This window comes from Corynebacterium lactis RW2-5 (assembly GCF_001274895.1).
GTDB lineage: Bacteria > Actinomycetota > Actinomycetes > Mycobacteriales > Mycobacteriaceae > Corynebacterium > Corynebacterium lactis.
Window position 1 is genome coordinate 559,673 of the sequence record NZ_CP006841.1, and the last position, 17,295, is coordinate 576,967.

The window sequence follows — 17,295 nt, forward strand, 5'->3', positions numbered from 1 at the left end:
CGGGAATGGGTGCGCCACTAGAATTGATTGGCATGCGCCAGACCTACGAATCCTCACTGTCCCCGGATGGTCGAGCCATCGCATTTATCGTCCGAGATCGTGGCTACCCGCACGCAGTGCAACAGGAGATCACGGATGAAGGATTGGGTGTCGAACGCCCGGTAAAGCTACCGGTAGAGGGGCCAGTGACCCGCGTGTTGCATTCGCCGAATGGCAAGTGGATTGCGTGCGAGGTCTCGCCGCGAGGCACGGAGCGCCTGGAAACCTGGCTGGTATCCACCAATCCGGCAGTCGACGGTGCTCGGCCGCTGCGGATGGACGCGGATATGAGGGCGACGCTGGTGGAGTGGGACGGCGACCTGCTTGCGATGAACGCCGTGGACGCCAAGGGCATAAACTTCGCCCGACTGGTCAGCCCGGGAAACTCATCCTACGAGGTGCTCGATCAGCGCACCGACAGCCAGTTGGTGGCAGCCGAAGGAGGCTATGGCCTGGTCAGAGTGGGGCCACGAGGGCATCGCGAACTGCTCCTAGTCGGGCCGGATAATCAGTGGCATCCGCTACTGCCCTCGGACCCGGGCTCGACGACGGAGGAGGGAATTCTGCTCTCGCACGAACATCCCACAGCAGGGAAGCTGACAGCTTTCGTACTGTCCGATCACGGGGCGGAGCAGCGTCGAGTTTTGCAGCTGGGAATCACCCCGACTTTCGAGGCGGGCGCAGTTCACACCGCAATTGATGTCGTAGTCGAGGAATTTATTGGCAACCCCGACCAGGATGTCGAGGAGTTTGTCATCAGCGAGGATGCCTCGACCGCGGCAGTGCTGTGGAATAACGGTGGCGTCACATCGCTGGAGGTGTTGACTCTAGGGGTTAATCCCTCCAGCAATGAATTGCGGGTCAACGTGCGCAGGAATGTCGAGTTGCCAGGAATGGTGGCGCGCGAGCTGTCTATCTCGGGTGATGGAGAGCTAATTTCGGTCACAGTGGAAGGGCCGGGTCTTGCCCCGACCGTGGAGATTCTGCGCAACGTCGGCGGAGTAATTGAGCCGCTGGATGCCGAGCGCACCGAGCGAATCCTAAAACTCGAAGAATCCAACCTCGAGTCAATGCCGGCGCCGGAATTGGTGTACTTCGTCGCCCGCGACGGCGTGGAGCTATCCGGATGGCTGTATCTGCCCGAGGCGGTACGCAACGGCACCGTCGAGGGGTTGCCGCCTGCGTTCATTCATATCCACGGAGGCCCAGAGCTTCAGGCCAAGCCGATCCACCATGACATTCTTGCCTCAATGGTCGATGCTGGCATGGTAGTTTTCACCCCCAACCTGCGGGGATCTTCGGGCTCTGGCCGCTCCTTCGAGCACGCAGGTGACCGCTATGGTCGCTTTGCCGCCATCGGCGATATCGATGCGGCGCGTGAATTCCTTGTTAATGCTGGGCTCGCGGATCCGGAGAAGGTCGCCCTGGGCGGTCGCTCCTACGGTGGTTTCATGTCGCTTTTGGCCTCGGCGTGGTACCCGGAGAAGTTTGCCGCCATCGTAGACGCATGCGGAATGACAAGTTTTGAGACTTACTACCAGTCCACTGAGCCCTGGCTGGCGCAGGCCGCGTTTCCCCGTTACGGCTACCCGTATCAGGACGCTGAACTGCTTCGGGACATCTCGCCACTTCATCGTGCCGAAGAGATGAAAACGCCGACACTGTTCATTCACGGTGAATGGGACACCAATGTCCCGCCTCGTGAGTCGGGGCAGATGCGCAATGCCCTGGACGCCTACGGGGTAACCACCGAGCTGCTTATTGTCCCTGGCGAAGGACACAAGTTCTCCAAGCCGAAGAGCCGAAAGCTGATTGGGGACACCATGCTGCAGTTCCTCGCAGCAAACGGGGTTACGGCAGCAAACGAATAAAACAACGAGAGTACAAAAGAGCAGTACAAAAAGCAGAGCGAAACCTATGCATAACGACGAATCCAACGACCCCGAGTCCTGGCTTTGCGAGCACACATGTCACGTGATGTTCGACCGACCGGTTATCCCACCGAATACGGGAAATGCGATCCGCATGTGCGCTGGGTCCGGCGCTATGCTGCACCTGGCGAAGCCGCTGGGCTTTAACTTCGACGACAAGAACCTGCGTCGCGCCGGGCTGGACTACCATGACCTCGCCGACGTCAAGCTTCACGAATCCATCGAGGACGCACTTGAGCTATTCCATTCCAGGGGTAGCCGAATCTTCGCGTTCACCGCGCACTCAGACACGTGGTACACGGATATTGAATACCGGCACACCGACGTTCTCCTCTTCGGCCCGGAGCCGACCGGGCTGGATCAGTCGGTGCTGGAGGATAGTCGGATCGCCGAGCTAGTACGGATTCCCATGCTTCCTGGGAGGCGCAGCATGAACTTGTCGAACGCCGCCGCCGTCGCGGCATACGAAGCCTGGCGGCAGCAGGGATTCGCGCGCGCAAAGTAGGCTTCTGCACTTAGTCCCCCCTATGATGAATGCCATGGCAGCGACAAAGCTTGATGGCAAACTGTACCGAGATGAAATCTTCGCAGATTTGGCGAAGCGCGTAGAGCGTCTGAAGGAAGCAGGCCACACTCCGGGCCTGGCTACCGTCCTGGTCGGAGACGACCCGGGAAGCCACGCCTACGTAAAGATGAAGCACCGCGACTGCGAGCAGATCGGTGTTGCCTCTATCCGTCGAGACCTGCCGGCAGATACCACGCAGGAGCAGCTCGAAGCCGTAATCGATGAGCTGAATGCGGATCCGGCTTGCACCGGCTACATTGTGCAGCTTCCACTCCCGAAGCACCTGAACGAAAACCGCATCCTGGAGATGATTGACCCTGAGAAGGATGCCGACGGCCTGCACCCGGTGAACCTCGGCAAGCTGGTGCTCAATGAGCCAGCACCGCTGCCGTGTACCCCGAACGGCTGCATTCACCTCCTGCGTCGCTTTGGTGTTGAGCTAAATGGTGCCAAGGTCGTAGTCATCGGGCGTGGCGTCACCGTCGGCCGCCCGATTGGGTTGATGCTGACCCGTCGCAGCGAGAATTCCACAGTCACCCTCTGCCACACTGGTACGAAGGACCTGGCCGCGGAGACACGTAACGCGGATGTTGTCATCGCCGCGGCCGGTGTGGCTCACATGCTCACCGCCGACATGATCAAGCCGGGTGCAGCTGTGCTCGATGTGGGAGTTTCGCGTGTCGACGGCAAGCTGGCCGGCGACATAGCCGAGGATGTCTGGGACGTTGCCGGATACGTTTCCCCGAACCCGGGCGGCGTCGGCCCGCTGACCCGCGCATTCCTGGTTGCCAACGTCGTCGAGAGGGCGGAGCAGCTGGCCGGCCTGAAGTAGGCCGCGTAAGGAACCGACCAGGACCAGAAAGCAGCTGATGAGAGAAATTGCCCGGCGTGCGCGCCCCGAGGATTTACCCGATCCGAAGGTCAATCCGCACACTAAGGACGAGGCCCCCATGGGGGCCGCCTGGCCGCTATGGGTGCAGTATGCGCTCTATGGGGCACTCTTCTTCGGTATTGGTGCTTTCCTAGTATTCCTCGGCCTTGAAAGATGGCGCCGAGCCACATTCATGCTGGGCATGACCATGATTTTGCTGGGCGTGATTCGGCAGTACCTTCCGGACAAGATCCTGGGCGTGTTCTCGGTGAGGTCGAAACTTTTCGACCTCACCTTCTGCACGGTCATAGGCGCCGGGATGGTTTTTCTCTCGGTCAGCGTTGACGCGCTGGGGAGCTAGCCCCTTTTCGCTTAGGCAGATTGGGGTAGCTCCGGTTCCTCCTTGAGGAACTTGCGCACAATTCCGTCGACCCGCTCGAACTCGGTCAAGAATCCGTCGTGTCCCACGGCGGATTCAATTCTTTCCAGCCCCAGGCAGTTGCCGAGATTGCGGGCAAGGTGTTCCTGCTGGTGGAAGGGGTAGAGGATGTCGGTGTCCACGCCGGCAACCATTGTCGGGACTTTCGACGAATGGAGCGCCTCGTTCATTCCACCTCGGCCCCTCCCGATATCGTGGCGGTTGAGAGTGTCAGTGAGCACAACGTATGAACCCGCGTCGAAACGCTGGGCCAGCTTTTCCGCCTGGTGGTCGAGGTAGCTCTCCACCTGGAATCGGTCGGCGGTGCGCATCGGGCTCAGCGGGTTTTCACCCGGCTGGGCGGTCGCGCCGAACCTGTCGTCGAGCTCGAGCTCGCCGCGGTAGGTCAAGTGCGCGATGCGACGCGCAAACCCTAGGCCACGATCCGGTGCAACGCCCTTTTCGTAGTAGTCTCCGCCGTGCCAATCGGGGTCGGATTCGATGAACTGAATCTGCGCCGACTGCATACCGATCTGCCAGGCGCTTGCGCGCGCGCCGACGCACATGACCAGCGCCTTGCCGACGAAATCCGGGTGCATCAGTGTCCACTCGAGGCTTCTGGCGCCTCCGAGAGATCCTCCGATAACCGCGTGAACGTGGGTGATACCGAGGGCCTTGAGCGCCATGTGTTCGACGGTGACGGTGTCGCGCACTGAGATAGCGGGAAAGCGTGAACCCCAGGGGCTGCCGTCGTCGGGATGCGGGGAGGAGGGGCCTGTGGTGCCGCGGCAGCCGCCAATCACATTGGTGCAGATGATGCAGTATTTGTCGGTGTCGAGGGCACGGGCGGAGCCGATCATGCCGTTCCACCAGCCCGCGGTCGGGCGGTCGATATCGGCGGGGCCGGAGGCATGCGCATCTCCTGTGAGGGCATGCTCGAGAACGATGACGTTGGAGGCGTCCGCATTGAGGCGCCCCCAGCGCTCGAACTCGACGGTCACGTCTTTGATGACGGCACCAGCTTCAGTGGTCACGTCGCCGATGCGGACGTGACCGGGTTCGCCCTCTGGTGGGAGGGAAACCGAATGCGGGGCAGATTCGACTGTCATGTTGTATAGACTACTCGGTCTGCAGCGACGTTTACGAACTATTCGGCTTTAAAGACGGCCGACTAGAGTTCGATGCTTTTAGTCGAGCGCGGCGAAGCCGGCATTGAGGTCGGCGATAATGTCGTCGACGTTCTCGATGCCGACGGAAAGGCGAATGGTCGCCTGTGAGATGCCGGCGCGGGTGAGCCCCGCCTCGTCCGACTGGGAGTGGGTCGTGGTGGCCGGGTGGACGACCAGAGATCGGACATCGCCGATGTTTGCGACGTTGGAGTGCAGCTTCAGGGCATCGATGAACTTCCAAGCCTTGGCGGTGTCGGCATCCGCCAGGTCGAAGCTGAGCACGCCACCGGCGCCTGCCAGCCCCAGCTTCTTCACAGTAGCGTTCCACGGCGAGGACTCCAGGCCAGCGTAATTGACCTTAGCGACCTTGTCGTTGGCTTCGAGGAACTCGGCCACTGCCTGCGCGTTGGAGTTGTGTCGCTCGATGCGCAGGGCCAGGGTGTCGAGTCCCTGGGCGAGAACCCACGCGTTGAACGGGGCTGGGGCAGCGCCGGTGTCGCGGAGAATGCCCGCGCGAGCGCGCAGTGCGAAGGCCGGGGCGCCCAGGTCCGCGAACTTCAGGCCATGGTAGGCCTCGTCGGGCTCGGTGAAGTTGGTGAAGATGTCGCGGCCGTCGCGCTGGGAGGTCCAGTCGAACTTGCCGCCATCGACAATCACGCCGCCGAGGGCGGAGCCGTTGCCGGTCAGGTACTTGGTCGTGGAGGCGACAACGATGTCGGCGCCGTGCTCCAGCGGGCGGAACAGCGCGGCGGTCGGCACGGTGTTATCCACGATGAGCGGAACGTTGTTGCGGTGAGCGACCTCGGAGATTGCCGGGACATCGAGTACGTCGACCTGCGGGTTGGCGATGGACTCCGCGTAGAAGCCGACGGTGTTGTCCTGAACCGCAGCCTGCCAGGACTCCGGATCGTCCGGGTTCTCAACGAAGGTGGCGTCGATGCCAAGGCGCGGGAGAGTGACCTTGAACAGGGTTTCGGTGCCGCCGTAAAGGCGCGGCGAGACGACAATATGGTCGCCCGCGCGCGCAAGGGTCAGGATGGCGGCGGTCTCGGCACCCTGGCCGGAGGCGAATAGTACGGCTGCGACGCCTCCCTCGAGGCTGGCGATGCGCTGTTCGACGGCATCGACAGTCGGGTTGGTCAGGCGGGAGTAAATCGGGCCGGCGTCCGACAGGTTAAAGCGGTTGGCGGCGTGCTCTGCTGAGTCAAAGACGTAGGAGGAGGTGTTGTAAATCGGCAGGTTGCGCGCCGAGGTCTCGCCGTCCGGGCTAAAACCAGCGTGAATGGTGCGGGTCTCGAGGCTCCAGTTGGTGGCATCGCTGTTGTCGTACTTGGTGGTCATAGTTGCAAGCTTCCTTAAAAAATATGTTTCTTGAACTGTGTGTAAAAACAATAGTGAACCAAGCTGTCTATTGCAAGAGGGCTGTAGAGAAGGGTAAAAGGGAGCGGGACTGACTCTAAATAGCCCGCTTGGTACGCAACTGCGGTGGGGTGGTCCGCCCTCAGTGTTTAAATAGTCAGTATGAGTTCACCCCACGAATCCGACGTACTAAACCGGTTCTCCCCGGCAGTGGCGACGTGGTTTCGTGACGTCTTCGCTGGCCCCACTGCAGTGCAAGAGGGGGCCTGGTCGGCAATCTCCGCGGGTGAGAATGCATTAGTCGTCGCGCCCACCGGCTCGGGTAAGACGCTTGCGGCATTCTTGTGGGCAATCAACTCCTTAGTCAGCGGGGGTAATGCGGAGAACCGGGGCTCCGGCCGTCGGAAAGCGGAGAGAGAACCGGACGGGAACGGGCAACGAGGGGTGCGCGTCCTCTACATCTCACCCCTGAAGGCACTGGGCGTGGATGTGGAAAATAACCTGCGCGCACCTCTGACCGGCATCAACGCGGTGGCGGCGCGGCTAGGAGAGGCACAGACAAAGATTTCCGTGGCTGTGCGCTCGGGGGATACGTCGCCGAACGAGCGTGCGCGGCAGGTCCGGAACCCGCCGGATATTCTGATCACCACGCCGGAGTCGCTGTACCTGATGCTTACGTCCAAGGCACGGAAAATCTTGCAGGCAGTCGACACGGTCATCATCGACGAGATTCACGCGCTGGCGGGCACGAAACGCGGTGTCCACCTGGCCCTGAGCCTGGAGAGGCTGGAGCGGCTTGTCTGCGCCAATTCGAAAGAAGACAGGCACATTCAGCGCATCGGACTGTCGGCTACCGTTCGTCCCCTCGAAACCGTGGCAAAATTTCTCGGCGGAGACCGGCCCGTGGAGATCATCAATCCGCCGGCACAAAAGGACTGGAAGCTGCGTGTCCGCGTGCCAGTGGAGGACATGGCGGAGCTGCCCGAGGCAAACGCCAGCAACGACTTCGACGGTAGCTTTGGCGGTGGCTTCGGCAGCGATGATGTACTCGACATGGAAGGCGATGCCGTATTCGGGGAGGGCGAGTCGGCCCTGCCCACGCGCAACTCCATCTGGCCCTTCATCGAGACCGAGATCTACGACGAGGTGATGTCCAACCGCTCCACTCTCGTCTTCGTCAACTCGCGCCGCACGGCGGAGCGCCTGACCAGCAGGCTCAATGAAATTCACGCCGAGCGCACCGACCCCGAATCGCTCACGCCGCCACTGCGTCGCCCGCCGGCCCAGGTCATGAAGGCTGTTGATGCCGTGACCACCGTGGACTCTGTAATAGCCCGCGCGCACCACGGCTCGGTATCGAAGGACGAGCGAGCTCGGACCGAGTCGATGCTGAAGGCGGGGGCTCTACGCGCGGTGGTGGCGACCAGCTCGCTGGAGCTGGGCATCGACATGGGTGCCGTGGACAAGGTCATTCAGGTGCAGTCCCCTCCGTCAGTGGCCTCAGGCCTGCAGCGCGTCGGCCGCGCCGGGCACGTCGTGGGCGCGGTGTCGAAGGGATCCTTCTACCCGCAGCACCGGGCGGACCTGCTGCAGACGGCCGTCATCGTCGATCGCATGCAGCAGGGCCTGATTGAGGAGCTGCATGTTCCCGAAAACGCCCTCGACGTGCTGGTTCAGCAGACCATCGCGGCCGTCGCGGTCGAGGATATTCACGTCGACGACTGGTTCGCCAGCGTCACCGGCGCCTACCCGTACCGCAACCTTTCCAGGGAGGTCTTCGACGCCGCCATCGACCTGACCTCGGGTGTCTACCCTTCAACCGATTTCGCCGAGCTGAAGCCCCGGGTCGTCTTCGACCGCGTCAATGGCATGCTTTCGGCCCGGCCAGGAGCGCAGCGCACCGCCGTGATTAATGGTGGCACCATTCCCGACCGCGGCATGTTCGGGGTATTCCTGGCCGGCGGGGCCGACTCCGGGGTGCCCCGCCGCGTCGGCGAGCTGGACGAGGAGATGGTCTACGAATCTCGCGTCGGCGACGTGTTCACGCTGGGCGCCTCTAGCTGGCGGATTGAGGAGATCAACCGTGACCAGGTCCTGGTCACTCCCGCGCCGGGCCACACCGGCCGCCTGCCCTTTTGGAATGGCGATCAGGCTGGTCGTCCCGCAGAGCTGGGTGCGGCGCTCGGTGCTTTCCGACGCTCCGTGCGTGCCAATTCCGCGAGCCTTGATACCACGGACCTGGACGAAAACTCCCGGAGAAATTTACTTGCCTACCTTGCCGAGCAAGCAGAGGCCACCGGCATCGTGCCCGACGAGAAGACGCTGATTCTGGAGCGTTTCCGGGATGAGTTGGGGGATTGGCGCGTGGTGTTGCACAGCCCGTACGGCAAGGGCGTCAATGCCGCGTGGGCACTGGCTGCCGGCGCGAAGTTCTCTTTGTCCACCGGCATGGACGCGCAGCCGGTGTCCTCCGACGACGGCATCGTGCTGCGCATTCCCGACTCAGATCGGGAGCCCGATGCCGAGCTATTCCGCATTGACCCGGGTGACATTGAGCAGATAGTCGCAGATCAAGTGGGTAACTCCGCGCTGTTTGCCTCCCGGTTTAGGGAGTGCGCCTCGCGTGCCCTGCTGCTCCCTAGTCGCAATCCCGGCAAGAGAGCCCCGCTGTGGCAGCAGCGGCAGCGCTCGGCGCAGCTGCTGGATGTCGCAAAGCGGTACCCGAAGTTCCCCATCGTCCTAGAGACTGTGCGCGAGTGCCTTCAGGATGTCTACGACCTGCCCGCACTGACGAAACTGTGCCAGGATCTGCAGCAGGGCAGGGTGCGCATCGCCGAGGTCACCACCCAGGAGGCGAGCCCGTTCGCCTCGTCGATTCTGTTTACCTACACCGGCGCGTTCATGTACGAGGGGGACAGCCCCTTGGCGGAGAAACGCGCGGCCGCGCTGTCTCTGGATCCGGCACTGCTGACCCAGCTGCTGGGCGGGGTGGAACTTCGGGACCTTCTCGACCCCGAGATCATCGCCGAGGTGGACCTGGACGTTCGCCGCCGTTCGGAGCGTCGGAAAGCGAAAACTGCGGAGCAGCTGATCGACACCCTGCGCGTGGTTGGCCCCATCCCGGTCGGCGAGGTGGGGGAGGTTTCGGATGTAAGCTTCGAGCAGGCGCGCGCGGAGCTGGGCTCCCGCGTCATGGAGGTGCGTATAGCGGGAGTGCCGCACCTGGCGCAGTCGCTAGACGCCGCTTTGCTTCGCGATGGCCTCGGCGTTCCCGTGCCCCCGGCGGTCGCCGCGCAGCCTGAGACTATTCCAGATGCCCTGGAGCAGCTAGTAACCCGGTGGGCCAGGACACACGGGCCGTTTATTCGCGGCGACGTTGCCCGCGCGTTCGGCCTGGCCGCAAGCGTTGCGCATTCGCTGCTGTCGAAGCTGGTGGAGCAGAAGGCCTTGGTTAGCGGCCACTACCGGCAGGGCATCGACGAGGCGGAGTTCGTTGCGCCGGAGGTCCTGAAGATTATCCGGACCCGATCGCTGGCGGCGGCCCGCGCGCAGACGGAACCGGTTAGCGCCTCCGCGCTCGGCCGCTTCCTGCCCGCGTGGCAGCAGGTCGCACCCGTGGGCGCGCGGCCGGAGCTGCGCGGCGCCGACGGGGTTTTCACCGTCATCGAGCAGCTTGCGGGCGTGAGGCTTCCGGCGTCTGCCTGGGAGAGCGTGGTCCTGCCGCAGCGTGTGCGCGATTATCAGCCGCGCGACCTCGACGAGCTCACCGCCAACGGGGAAGTGCTGGTGGTCGGCGCGGGCAGTGCCGGTAGCGCGGACCCGTGGGTGATGCTGCTGCCGACTGACTACGCGGCGCAGCTGATTGAGGTCCCCGACTCCTCCGAGCCACCGGTTCTCAGCGCGCTGCAAACAAAGGTCCTCGACGTGCTCTCTCGCGGCGGTGGCGGCGGCGGATTCCTGTTTAGCCTTATCGACCAGGAGGTCTCGGCGGGCGAGGCCGAGGACCCAGGCGCACACCTCGGAACGTCGCATACTAACGCCGACCTGCGCGAGGCCCTGTGGGCCCTGTTCGAGCTGGGGTTGATCAGCCCGGACGGTTTCGCGCCACTGCGCGCCAGGCTCAGCGGCTCCGGCGGCTCCAGCGGGACGAGGACCGCCCACCGCGCCAAGCGCACGCCAACTCGTGGCCGGCTGCGGATGGGGCGCACTAGTTTCGCGCAGGCGCAGCGTGCCATGGTGCCGCCGGACATGGTGGGCCGTTGGTCGTTGACCGTTCCTGCGGATACGAACTCCACGTCGCGCTCTGTCGCGCACGGTGAGGCCTGGTTGGAGCGCTACGGCGTCGTCACGCGGGGAAGCGTGGTTGCCGAGAACACTCTCGGTGGCTTCGCCTTGGCGTATAAGGTACTCACGCGTTTTGAGGAGGTGGGCAAGGCCATGCGCGGGCTCATCATCGATGGGCTCGGCGCGGCGCAATTTTCCACGCCCGCCGTCGTCGACCGACTGCGCTTGCTCGCCGATAGTGCCGACGTGGAGGGCTGGCCCTCCGGCACGACGGACCCCGAGGTCTACGTCCTCGCCGCCGTTGACCCCGCCAACCCCTACGGCGCCGCACTGCCGTGGCCGGAGCAGGGCCCGACCCGTTCCGCTGGAAGCCTGGTTGTGCTTGCCGACGGCCTCTGCGTCGCCTACCTCACCCGTGGCGGCAGGAACTTGAGCATCTTCACGCCGCCGGTCGGGCTGGATTACGCCGATGTCCTTCCCCTGGTGGTGTCGGCCTTCCAACAGGCGGTGTCGTCCAACATGATGAAGCGCATCGTAATCGAGAAGGTCAACGGCGAGGCTGTGATTGGCTCCGAGTGGGCGCAGCGTCTGCGCGCAGCCGGCGCGAGGATTACCCCGAAGGGCGTGCGCATCGCGGCAACGTCTGGCGCAGATAATGGAGGCGGTCGTGCCTGAGGGAGACACCGTCTACCGTCTCGCGCACCGCATGCAGTTCATGGTCGGTCGCGAGGTGCTGACCACGTCGATTCGCGTGCCGAAATACGCAGTGACCTCCTTCGATGGTAGCGTCGTGCGCCGCGTCTGGCCCTACGGCAAGCACCTTTTCATGGACTTCGGTGGCACCGTACTTCACACGCACCTCAAAATGGAGGGCACCTGGTCGGCCCATCGCCTCGGCGCGCGCTGGCACAAGCCCGGGCACACCGCGCGCGTCGTCCTCACGCTTGCCGACGACAGCAACGCCCCCGGTAGTCGTCCCATCGAGGTTGTAGGCCACGAGCTGGGGCTCGTGCGTGTATTCCCGTTCGACGAGTATGAGACCCACGTGTCCTACCTGGGCCCCGATGTGCTGGGAGACGATTGGGAGGAATGTGGCCGCGCGGAGGCCCGGCGTCGGCTCCTGGCTGATCCCGACCGCGCGATAGGGCTGGCGCTGCTGGATCAGAAGGTGCTCGCTGGAGTCGGAAACGAGTACCGTGCGGAGATCTGTTTCCTGGGTGGCTTTCACCCGGCCACTCCAGTGCGGTACGTCGATACGAAACGCGTGCTGGACTTGGCGCGAAGGCTGATGTGGGCAAACAGGCTCTCGCCGGTACGCGTGACGACGGGCGTAAAACAACCAGGCCAGACCAGCTTCGTCTTCGGGCGGAATCAAAAGCCATGCCGGAGATGCGGAACAACTATCCGCAAGGACACCCTTGTCAGAGACCCGGAGGAGGAGCTAGAGCGGATTATCTGGTGGTGTCCGAACTGCCAGCCGCTATTGCACCGGGCGCAGGAGTAGGAGCAGGGTGCGTTGACTGCGGCGATAGCTCCCTTCGGCATTTTTGCCAGCTTTTTGTAGGAAGTACGCTCGATTTTCGCGTTACTTCTGCCAAAAAGCTGGCAAAAAATCCGGCCGTGCGTACTTCTTTAAAGCCTTGCCTCAAAAGGAAACGAGCAGCAAGCATGAGAAAAGGGGCGCAATCAGGAAAAATCCATCTGATCGCGCCCCTTCTGCGGAGCCGGGGCTAGGCGCTTGGTAGCTAGCGCTGCAAGGTTACTTCTTCAGTCCGTCGATAATCTCGTTGAACTCTGCGGACGGGCGCATGACCGCGAAGGCCTTCTCATCGTCCGGCAGGAAGTAGCCGCCCAGGTCGGCCGGGGAGCCCTGAACCTCGAGGAGAGTCTTAGCGATGGACTCTTCCTTCTCGGACAGTGCCTTGGCGACAGGTGCGAATACCTCCTTCAGCTCGGAGTTTTCGTCCTGAGCTGCCAGCTCCTGAGCCCAGTACAGGGCCAGGTAGAAGTGGGAGCCGCGGTTGTCGATTTCGCCGACCTTGCGGGACGGGGACTTGCCCTCGTCGAGCAGGGTGGCGGTCGCCTTGTCCAGGGCATCTGCCAGGACGCTCGGGCGCGGGTCGTTGTCGTCGCTTGCGGCGTAGCGCAGGGACTCGGCCAGAGCCAGGAACTCACCGAGGGAGTCCCAGCGGAGGTGGTTTTCCTCCTCGACCTGCTGGACGTGCTTCGGAGCGGATCCGCCAGCACCGGTCTCGAACAGGCCGCCGCCAGCCATCAGCGGAACGACGGAGAGCATCTTCGCGGAGGTACCCAGCTCCATGATCGGGAACAGGTCGGTGAGGTAGTCACGCAGGACGTTACCGGTAACGGAGATGGTGTTCTCGCCGCGGCGGATGCGCTCGATGGAGAACTTGGTGGCAGCCACCGGGTCCATGATGCGGATGTCCAGGCCCTCGGTGTCGTGGTCAGCCAGGTACTCGTTGACCTTGGTAATCAGGTTGGCGTCGTGAGCGCGCTGCGGATCCAGCCAGAACACAGCCGGGTCGCCGGTTGCGCGGGCGCGGGTGACGGCCAGCTTGACCCAGTCACGGACCGGGGCGTCCTTGGTCTGGCAGGAGCGCCAGATGTCGCCCTCTGCGACGTGGTGCTCGATGAGGACCTCGCCGGCGGAGTTGATGACCTGCAGGACACCGTCGACCGGAATCTGGAAGGTCTTGTCGTGGGAGCCGTACTCCTCGGCCTTCTGAGCCATCAGGCCGACGTTCGGGACGGTGCCCATGGTTGCCGGATCGTAGGCGCCGTTTTCGCGGCAATCGTCGATAACCGCCTGGTAGACGCCGGCGTAGGAGGAGTCCGGGATGACCGCGAGGGTGTCGTTTTCCTCGCCCTTCGGGCCCCAGCCCTTGCCGCCGTTGCGAATCAGGGCCGGCATGGAAGCGTCGACGATGACGTCGGACGGAACGTGCAGGTTGGTGATGCCCTTGTCGGAGTTGACCATGTACAGTGCCGGGCCCTCAGCCAGGTCCTTCTCGATGGCCTTCTTGACGGCTGCCGCAGTGGCGTCGTCCAGCTTGTGGAGGCCATCGAGGATGGCGCCCAGGCCGTTGTCCGGGGTCAGGTTGGCTGCGGCCAGCTTGGACTCGAACTTCGGGAATACGGACGGCAGGAATGCCTTGACGACCTCGCCGAAAATCAGCGGGTCGGAGACCTTCATCATGGTGGCCTTCAGGTGCACGGAGAACAGGATGTTCTCACGCTGTGCGCGGCGAATTTGGGCGCGCAGGAAGTTAGCCAGGATATGGACGTTCATGCCAGTGCCGTCGATAATCTCGCCCTTGAGGACCGGCATGTCCTTCTTCAGGGTGATGACGTGGCCGTCGTTCGCCTCGAGCTGGTAGGTCAGCTTGTCATCGGCCGGCATGATGACGGACTTCTCGTTGTGGCGGAAGTCGTTGGAGGCCATGGTGGCGACGTTGGTCTTGGAGTCGGAAACCCAAGCGCCCATGCGGTGTGGGTGCTTGCGAGCGAAGCTCTTGACGGCTTCCGGGGCGCGGCGGTCGGAGTTGCCCTCACGCAGAACCGGGTTGACGGCAGAACCCTTGACCTTGTCGAATTTGGCGCGGTCGGCGGTCTCTTCTTCGCCCTCCGGCTGCGACTTGTACTTCGGGATGTCGTAGCCCTTTTCCTGCAGCTCGGCGACGGCACGCTTAATCTGCGGAACAGAAGCGGAGATGTTCGGCAGCTTGATGATATTTGCGTGCGGCTCCTTGACCAGGTCACCAAGAGCAGCCAGCGCGTCCTCGACCTTCTGGTCCTCCGAGAGGCGCTCCGGGAACTGGGCGAGGATTCGTCCGGCCAGAGAGATGTCACGGGTCTCGACGTTAACGCCCGCCTGGCTGGCGAAAGCCTCCACAATCGGCTTCAGCGAGTAGGTCGCGAGCAGCGGGGCTTCGTCGGTGCGGGTCCAGTAAATGGTCGCCATAGTGTTAGTACTCCTATCTGTTTTGTTCCACGATAACGCAGTTTTGATGATTTATGCGCAATGGGGCATAGCGCACTAATGCCATTTGTGATGCGAATAACGACGAGAAGTGACTCAAATCACATATGTGCATATTCGTACGTTTTTATGAATATGCGTACTTTTGTCTAAGCGGTCCGTCCCGTCGGCGCAGTCGTTTTCACCAGAATCTTGCCTCGGAACCATGCCTTGACCTCGCCCGTCAGGGACAGTCCGGTCACTACAAACAGCAAAACCCCGGCCACGCCTAGCAGCGCCCCAGAGTAGGTGCCAACAAAGAGGATGAAGGCTGCGGTGGCAGCAATGCCCGTTGTTGCTGTGGAGGTGGGTAGGAAAATGCCGGCGGTCGCACTGCGGCCTAGAAGAATCTCACGAACCCAGTACAAGCTGAGCAGTGCGACGACGAGTCCGGTTACAAGCACTACCGGAGTGACGACAAGTGGGAGAATTGCTCCGAATACAGTGCCGAGGCCGGCGATGGCTCCGAGGAGTCCTGAAGAATCGGCGTTTTTCGCGCCTTCTATCTCCGACAAATAGTAAAACCCTTCGAATGTTGCCCACAGCATTGTTAGGAAACTGAGGGCAAAGCTGGTGGACAGCAGAGCTGCGACCACACGAGGAATCTTAGGCAGGCGCTTCCACAAGTCTTTGTGTGCCGCGCCCTCTGGCAGCGGCGACACATCGCGGACAACCACCTTGGGCTTAGCGGGCGGAAATGGTGGATGCGCCGCAGAATCCGCGACCTTCCAGTCCAGGGCCGTATCGGTCGGCTGTGCAGAATCGGAATCGGTTGCGCTCTGATTCCTACTAACCTCAGTACCTGCAGGGGGCTGCGGGGAACGATCAGGAGCGGGGTGTGCGGCGAGCGAGCGCAGGGAGGCAATGGTGATTGGTGCAGCGTCGGTGTCGGCAAGCCTGCGGTCGTACTCGCCCCTGCGGTAGTCGTTGCCGAGAATGCTGAGTGCGGCCAGATTCTCCTGAACGGGGCCGGAGTTCGGGGCCAGGCCCTGCTTGCGCAGTTCGGTGAGGGTATTTTGAATCTGCTCACGCAGGTGCAGGGTAGAGTCCTGCGGGTTTAGGCCGAGGGACTCGTACAAATTGTAGTGCTGAAACACGGCAGAGAACTTCCTTCGCGCATAAATTTTCAAATGTTTTCTATAGCTAGGAACTTACCCGCGTTTAGTGAATGTGTAATTCTGCTTACAAAACCGGCTCATATCCGCTCCTGAGATAGTGGATGGCTAGATACGCGGAGTAGAGTCGCACTTCTGTCTGAAACCAGCCAGAAGCAGATGTGCGGGACTGCGGCAGGCACCCAACGCCTGCGCCACAGGTCTCGCTGCTAACGACGACATCAACGACCGGAAAGGATCCCCACGGAGAAGACTATGGATGTGCAGCAACCTACGAAGCGGGCATTCAAACGTCGTCCGGTTCCTCAGCAGGATCATGTTTCCGATCTGCGACGTGTGATGGTCCTGCTGGCCCTCAATGTCGGAGCATTCGGTATCGGCGTCACAGAGTTCGTCGCCATGGGCCTGCTGCCGTACATCGCGGATGCCTTCGGCCGCACCGAGGATTCCGCCGGGCGTATGATCTCCATGTACGCGCTCGGCGTCGTCGTGGGCGCTCCGTTAATCACGGTCCTGACCGGTTCAATCCCGCGCCGCCGGATGCTGTTGATCCTGATGGTCGCATTCACCATAGGCAACGGCGCGACCGTGTGGGCGGGCACCCTCGGATCCTTCGAGGCCGTGATGGCCTCGCGTTTCATCGCCGGTCTGCCGCACGGCGCCTACTTCTCCGTGGCAGGGCTCGTCGCAGCCTCGTTGGCCAAGCCCGGCAACCGCGGTAAGACGGTGGCACTCTCGGGCGTCGGGTTGGCGGTGGCGACGGTCATCGGCGTGCCCGCCGCGCAGGTGCTCGGACAGGTCTACGGTTGGCGCTCGGCCTTCGCCTTCGTCGCCGTGATTGGCCTGGCAGCGCTGGTGTCCCTGTGGTTCGCAGTGCCGCACATGAACCGCATGCCCAAGACTCGCCCAATCGAGGAACTCTCCGCGCTGGTCACGCCACAGGTCCTCCTCACCGTCGCCATCGGAACGATTGGCTTTGGCGGCATGTTCGCGGTTTACACCTACATCACCTGGACGATGACCGAGGTCGCAGGGTTGCCGGAGAGCTGGATCTGGATCGTCCTGATGGCCTACGGCATTGGCATGGTGGTCGGTACTTACATCGGCGGGTGGCTGTCCGACCGGATCGGCGAATGGGGCATCCTCGTTGCCCTCGTCCTCATGGTGGTCATGCTCACCGCGTTCTACTTCACCTCCGCGCATGCAATCCTGGGCACCGCGAACTTCCTCATCATCGGCCTGCTGGGCTCCATTTTGGTGCCGAACCTGCAGACCCGCCTCATGGACGTCGCCGGGCGCGCCCAAACCCTCGCCGCAGCCCTGAACCAGGCTGCCCTCAACATGGCCAACGCCGGTGGTGCGGCTCTCGGCGGCTGGATCATCGCCTCCGGTTACGGCTACCGCGCGCCCTCTCTGGGCGGCGCTGGTCTGGCGCTTGCCGCCATCCTCATCACCGTCCCGACCATCCTGCTATACCGTCGCCGCCGCAAGGTGACTCTGTAGGT

General features: G+C 62.7%; 11 protein-coding genes. 7 read left to right on the forward strand and 4 right to left on the reverse strand.

The annotated features are described in order from the left end of the window. Positions 1 to 5: 5 nt before the first annotated feature. Genes CLAC_RS02365 through CLAC_RS02380 form a run of 4 tightly spaced genes read left to right on the forward strand, consistent with a single transcriptional unit; the run spans position 6 to position 3,767 of the window. A complete protein-coding gene (locus CLAC_RS02365; protein ID WP_245621942.1) occupies positions 6 to 1,910 on the forward strand; it encodes an alpha/beta hydrolase family protein in 1,905 nt (634 codons plus the stop codon). Between the two features lie 46 nt (positions 1,911 to 1,956). Beyond that, a complete protein-coding gene (locus CLAC_RS02370; protein WP_053411533.1) occupies positions 1,957 to 2,475 on the forward strand; it encodes a tRNA (cytidine(34)-2'-O)-methyltransferase in 519 nt (172 codons plus the stop codon). Positions 2,476 to 2,509: 34 nt separating this feature from the next. Then, a complete protein-coding gene (locus CLAC_RS02375; RefSeq protein ID WP_053413212.1) occupies positions 2,510 to 3,367 on the forward strand; it encodes a bifunctional methylenetetrahydrofolate dehydrogenase/methenyltetrahydrofolate cyclohydrolase in 858 nt (285 codons plus the stop codon). A gap of 37 nt (positions 3,368 to 3,404) precedes the next feature. Beyond that, positions 3,405 to 3,767: a DUF3017 domain-containing protein gene (locus CLAC_RS02380; protein ID WP_053411534.1), complete on the forward strand. Its 363-nt coding sequence runs from the start codon at positions 3,405 to 3,407 to the stop codon at positions 3,765 to 3,767. Positions 3,768 to 3,778: 11 nt separating this feature from the next. Here the strand turns inward: CLAC_RS02380 and metX are convergent, their stop codons facing one another. Both metX and CLAC_RS02390 read right to left on the reverse strand, forming a co-directional pair. Further along, positions 3,779 to 4,933 carry a homoserine O-acetyltransferase MetX gene (metX, locus tag CLAC_RS02385; protein WP_053411535.1) on the reverse strand — a complete coding sequence of 385 codons (1,155 nt, stop codon included), beginning with the start codon at positions 4,931 to 4,933 and terminating at the stop codon, positions 3,779 to 3,781. 78 nt (positions 4,934 to 5,011) lie between these two features. Further along, positions 5,012 to 6,334, reverse strand: coding sequence for an O-acetylhomoserine/O-acetylserine sulfhydrylase (locus CLAC_RS02390; protein WP_053411536.1), 1,323 nt, complete (start codon positions 6,332 to 6,334; stop codon positions 5,012 to 5,014). A gap of 180 nt (positions 6,335 to 6,514) precedes the next feature. Between CLAC_RS02390 and CLAC_RS02395 the strand changes: the two genes are divergently transcribed. Both CLAC_RS02395 and CLAC_RS02400 read left to right on the forward strand, forming a co-directional pair. Further along, the gene (locus tag CLAC_RS02395; protein ID WP_082313035.1) at positions 6,515 to 11,311 is read left to right on the forward strand and encodes an ATP-dependent helicase; all 4,797 of its coding nucleotides are present in this window, start codon (positions 6,515 to 6,517) and stop codon (positions 11,309 to 11,311) included. Beyond that, a complete protein-coding gene (locus CLAC_RS02400) occupies positions 11,304 to 12,140 on the forward strand; it encodes a DNA-formamidopyrimidine glycosylase family protein (protein WP_053413213.1) in 837 nt (278 codons plus the stop codon). The genes CLAC_RS02395 and CLAC_RS02400 overlap by 8 nt, the downstream gene beginning before the upstream one ends. 255 nt (positions 12,141 to 12,395) lie before the next feature. Here CLAC_RS02400 and CLAC_RS02405 read toward each other — a convergent pair whose 3' ends face one another. Both CLAC_RS02405 and CLAC_RS02410 read right to left on the reverse strand, forming a co-directional pair. Then, the gene (locus tag CLAC_RS02405; RefSeq protein ID WP_053411537.1) at positions 12,396 to 14,618 is read right to left on the reverse strand and encodes an NADP-dependent isocitrate dehydrogenase; all 2,223 of its coding nucleotides are present in this window, start codon (positions 14,616 to 14,618) and stop codon (positions 12,396 to 12,398) included. 167 nt (positions 14,619 to 14,785) lie between these two features. Further along, complete coding sequence (locus CLAC_RS02410; RefSeq protein WP_053411538.1) at positions 14,786 to 15,772, reverse strand: hypothetical protein; 987 nt, start codon at positions 15,770 to 15,772, stop codon at positions 14,786 to 14,788. A 273-nt stretch (positions 15,773 to 16,045) separates the two neighbouring features. On the opposite strand from CLAC_RS02410, the gene CLAC_RS02415 reads away from it, so the two are divergent. Further along, complete coding sequence (locus CLAC_RS02415; protein ID WP_053411539.1) at positions 16,046 to 17,293, forward strand: MFS transporter; 1,248 nt, start codon at positions 16,046 to 16,048, stop codon at positions 17,291 to 17,293. The last annotated feature ends 2 nt before the right edge of the window (positions 17,294 to 17,295 follow it).

Bases quoted from the DNA above. Each gene is read 5' to 3' on its own strand.
- CLAC_RS02395 (WP_082313035.1), top strand. From the start codon at position 6,515: ATGAGTTCACCCCACGAATCCGACGTACTAAACCGGTTCTCCCCGGCA.
- CLAC_RS02415 (WP_053411539.1), top strand. From the start codon at position 16,046: ATGGATGTGCAGCAACCTACGAAGCGGGCATTCAAACGTCGTCCGGTT.
- CLAC_RS02405 (WP_053411537.1), bottom strand. From the start codon at position 14,618: ATGGCGACCATTTACTGGACCCGCACCGACGAAGCCCCGCTGCTCGCG.
- CLAC_RS02390 (WP_053411536.1), bottom strand. From the start codon at position 6,334: ATGACCACCAAGTACGACAACAGCGATGCCACCAACTGGAGCCTCGAG.
- CLAC_RS02380 (WP_053411534.1), top strand. From the start codon at position 3,405: ATGAGAGAAATTGCCCGGCGTGCGCGCCCCGAGGATTTACCCGATCCG.
- metX (WP_053411535.1), bottom strand. From the start codon at position 4,933: ATGACAGTCGAATCTGCCCCGCATTCGGTTTCCCTCCCACCAGAGGGC.
- CLAC_RS02370 (WP_053411533.1), top strand. From the start codon at position 1,957: ATGCATAACGACGAATCCAACGACCCCGAGTCCTGGCTTTGCGAGCAC.
- CLAC_RS02375 (WP_053413212.1), top strand. From the start codon at position 2,510: ATGGCAGCGACAAAGCTTGATGGCAAACTGTACCGAGATGAAATCTTC.
- CLAC_RS02365 (WP_245621942.1), top strand. From the start codon at position 6: ATGGGTGCGCCACTAGAATTGATTGGCATGCGCCAGACCTACGAATCC.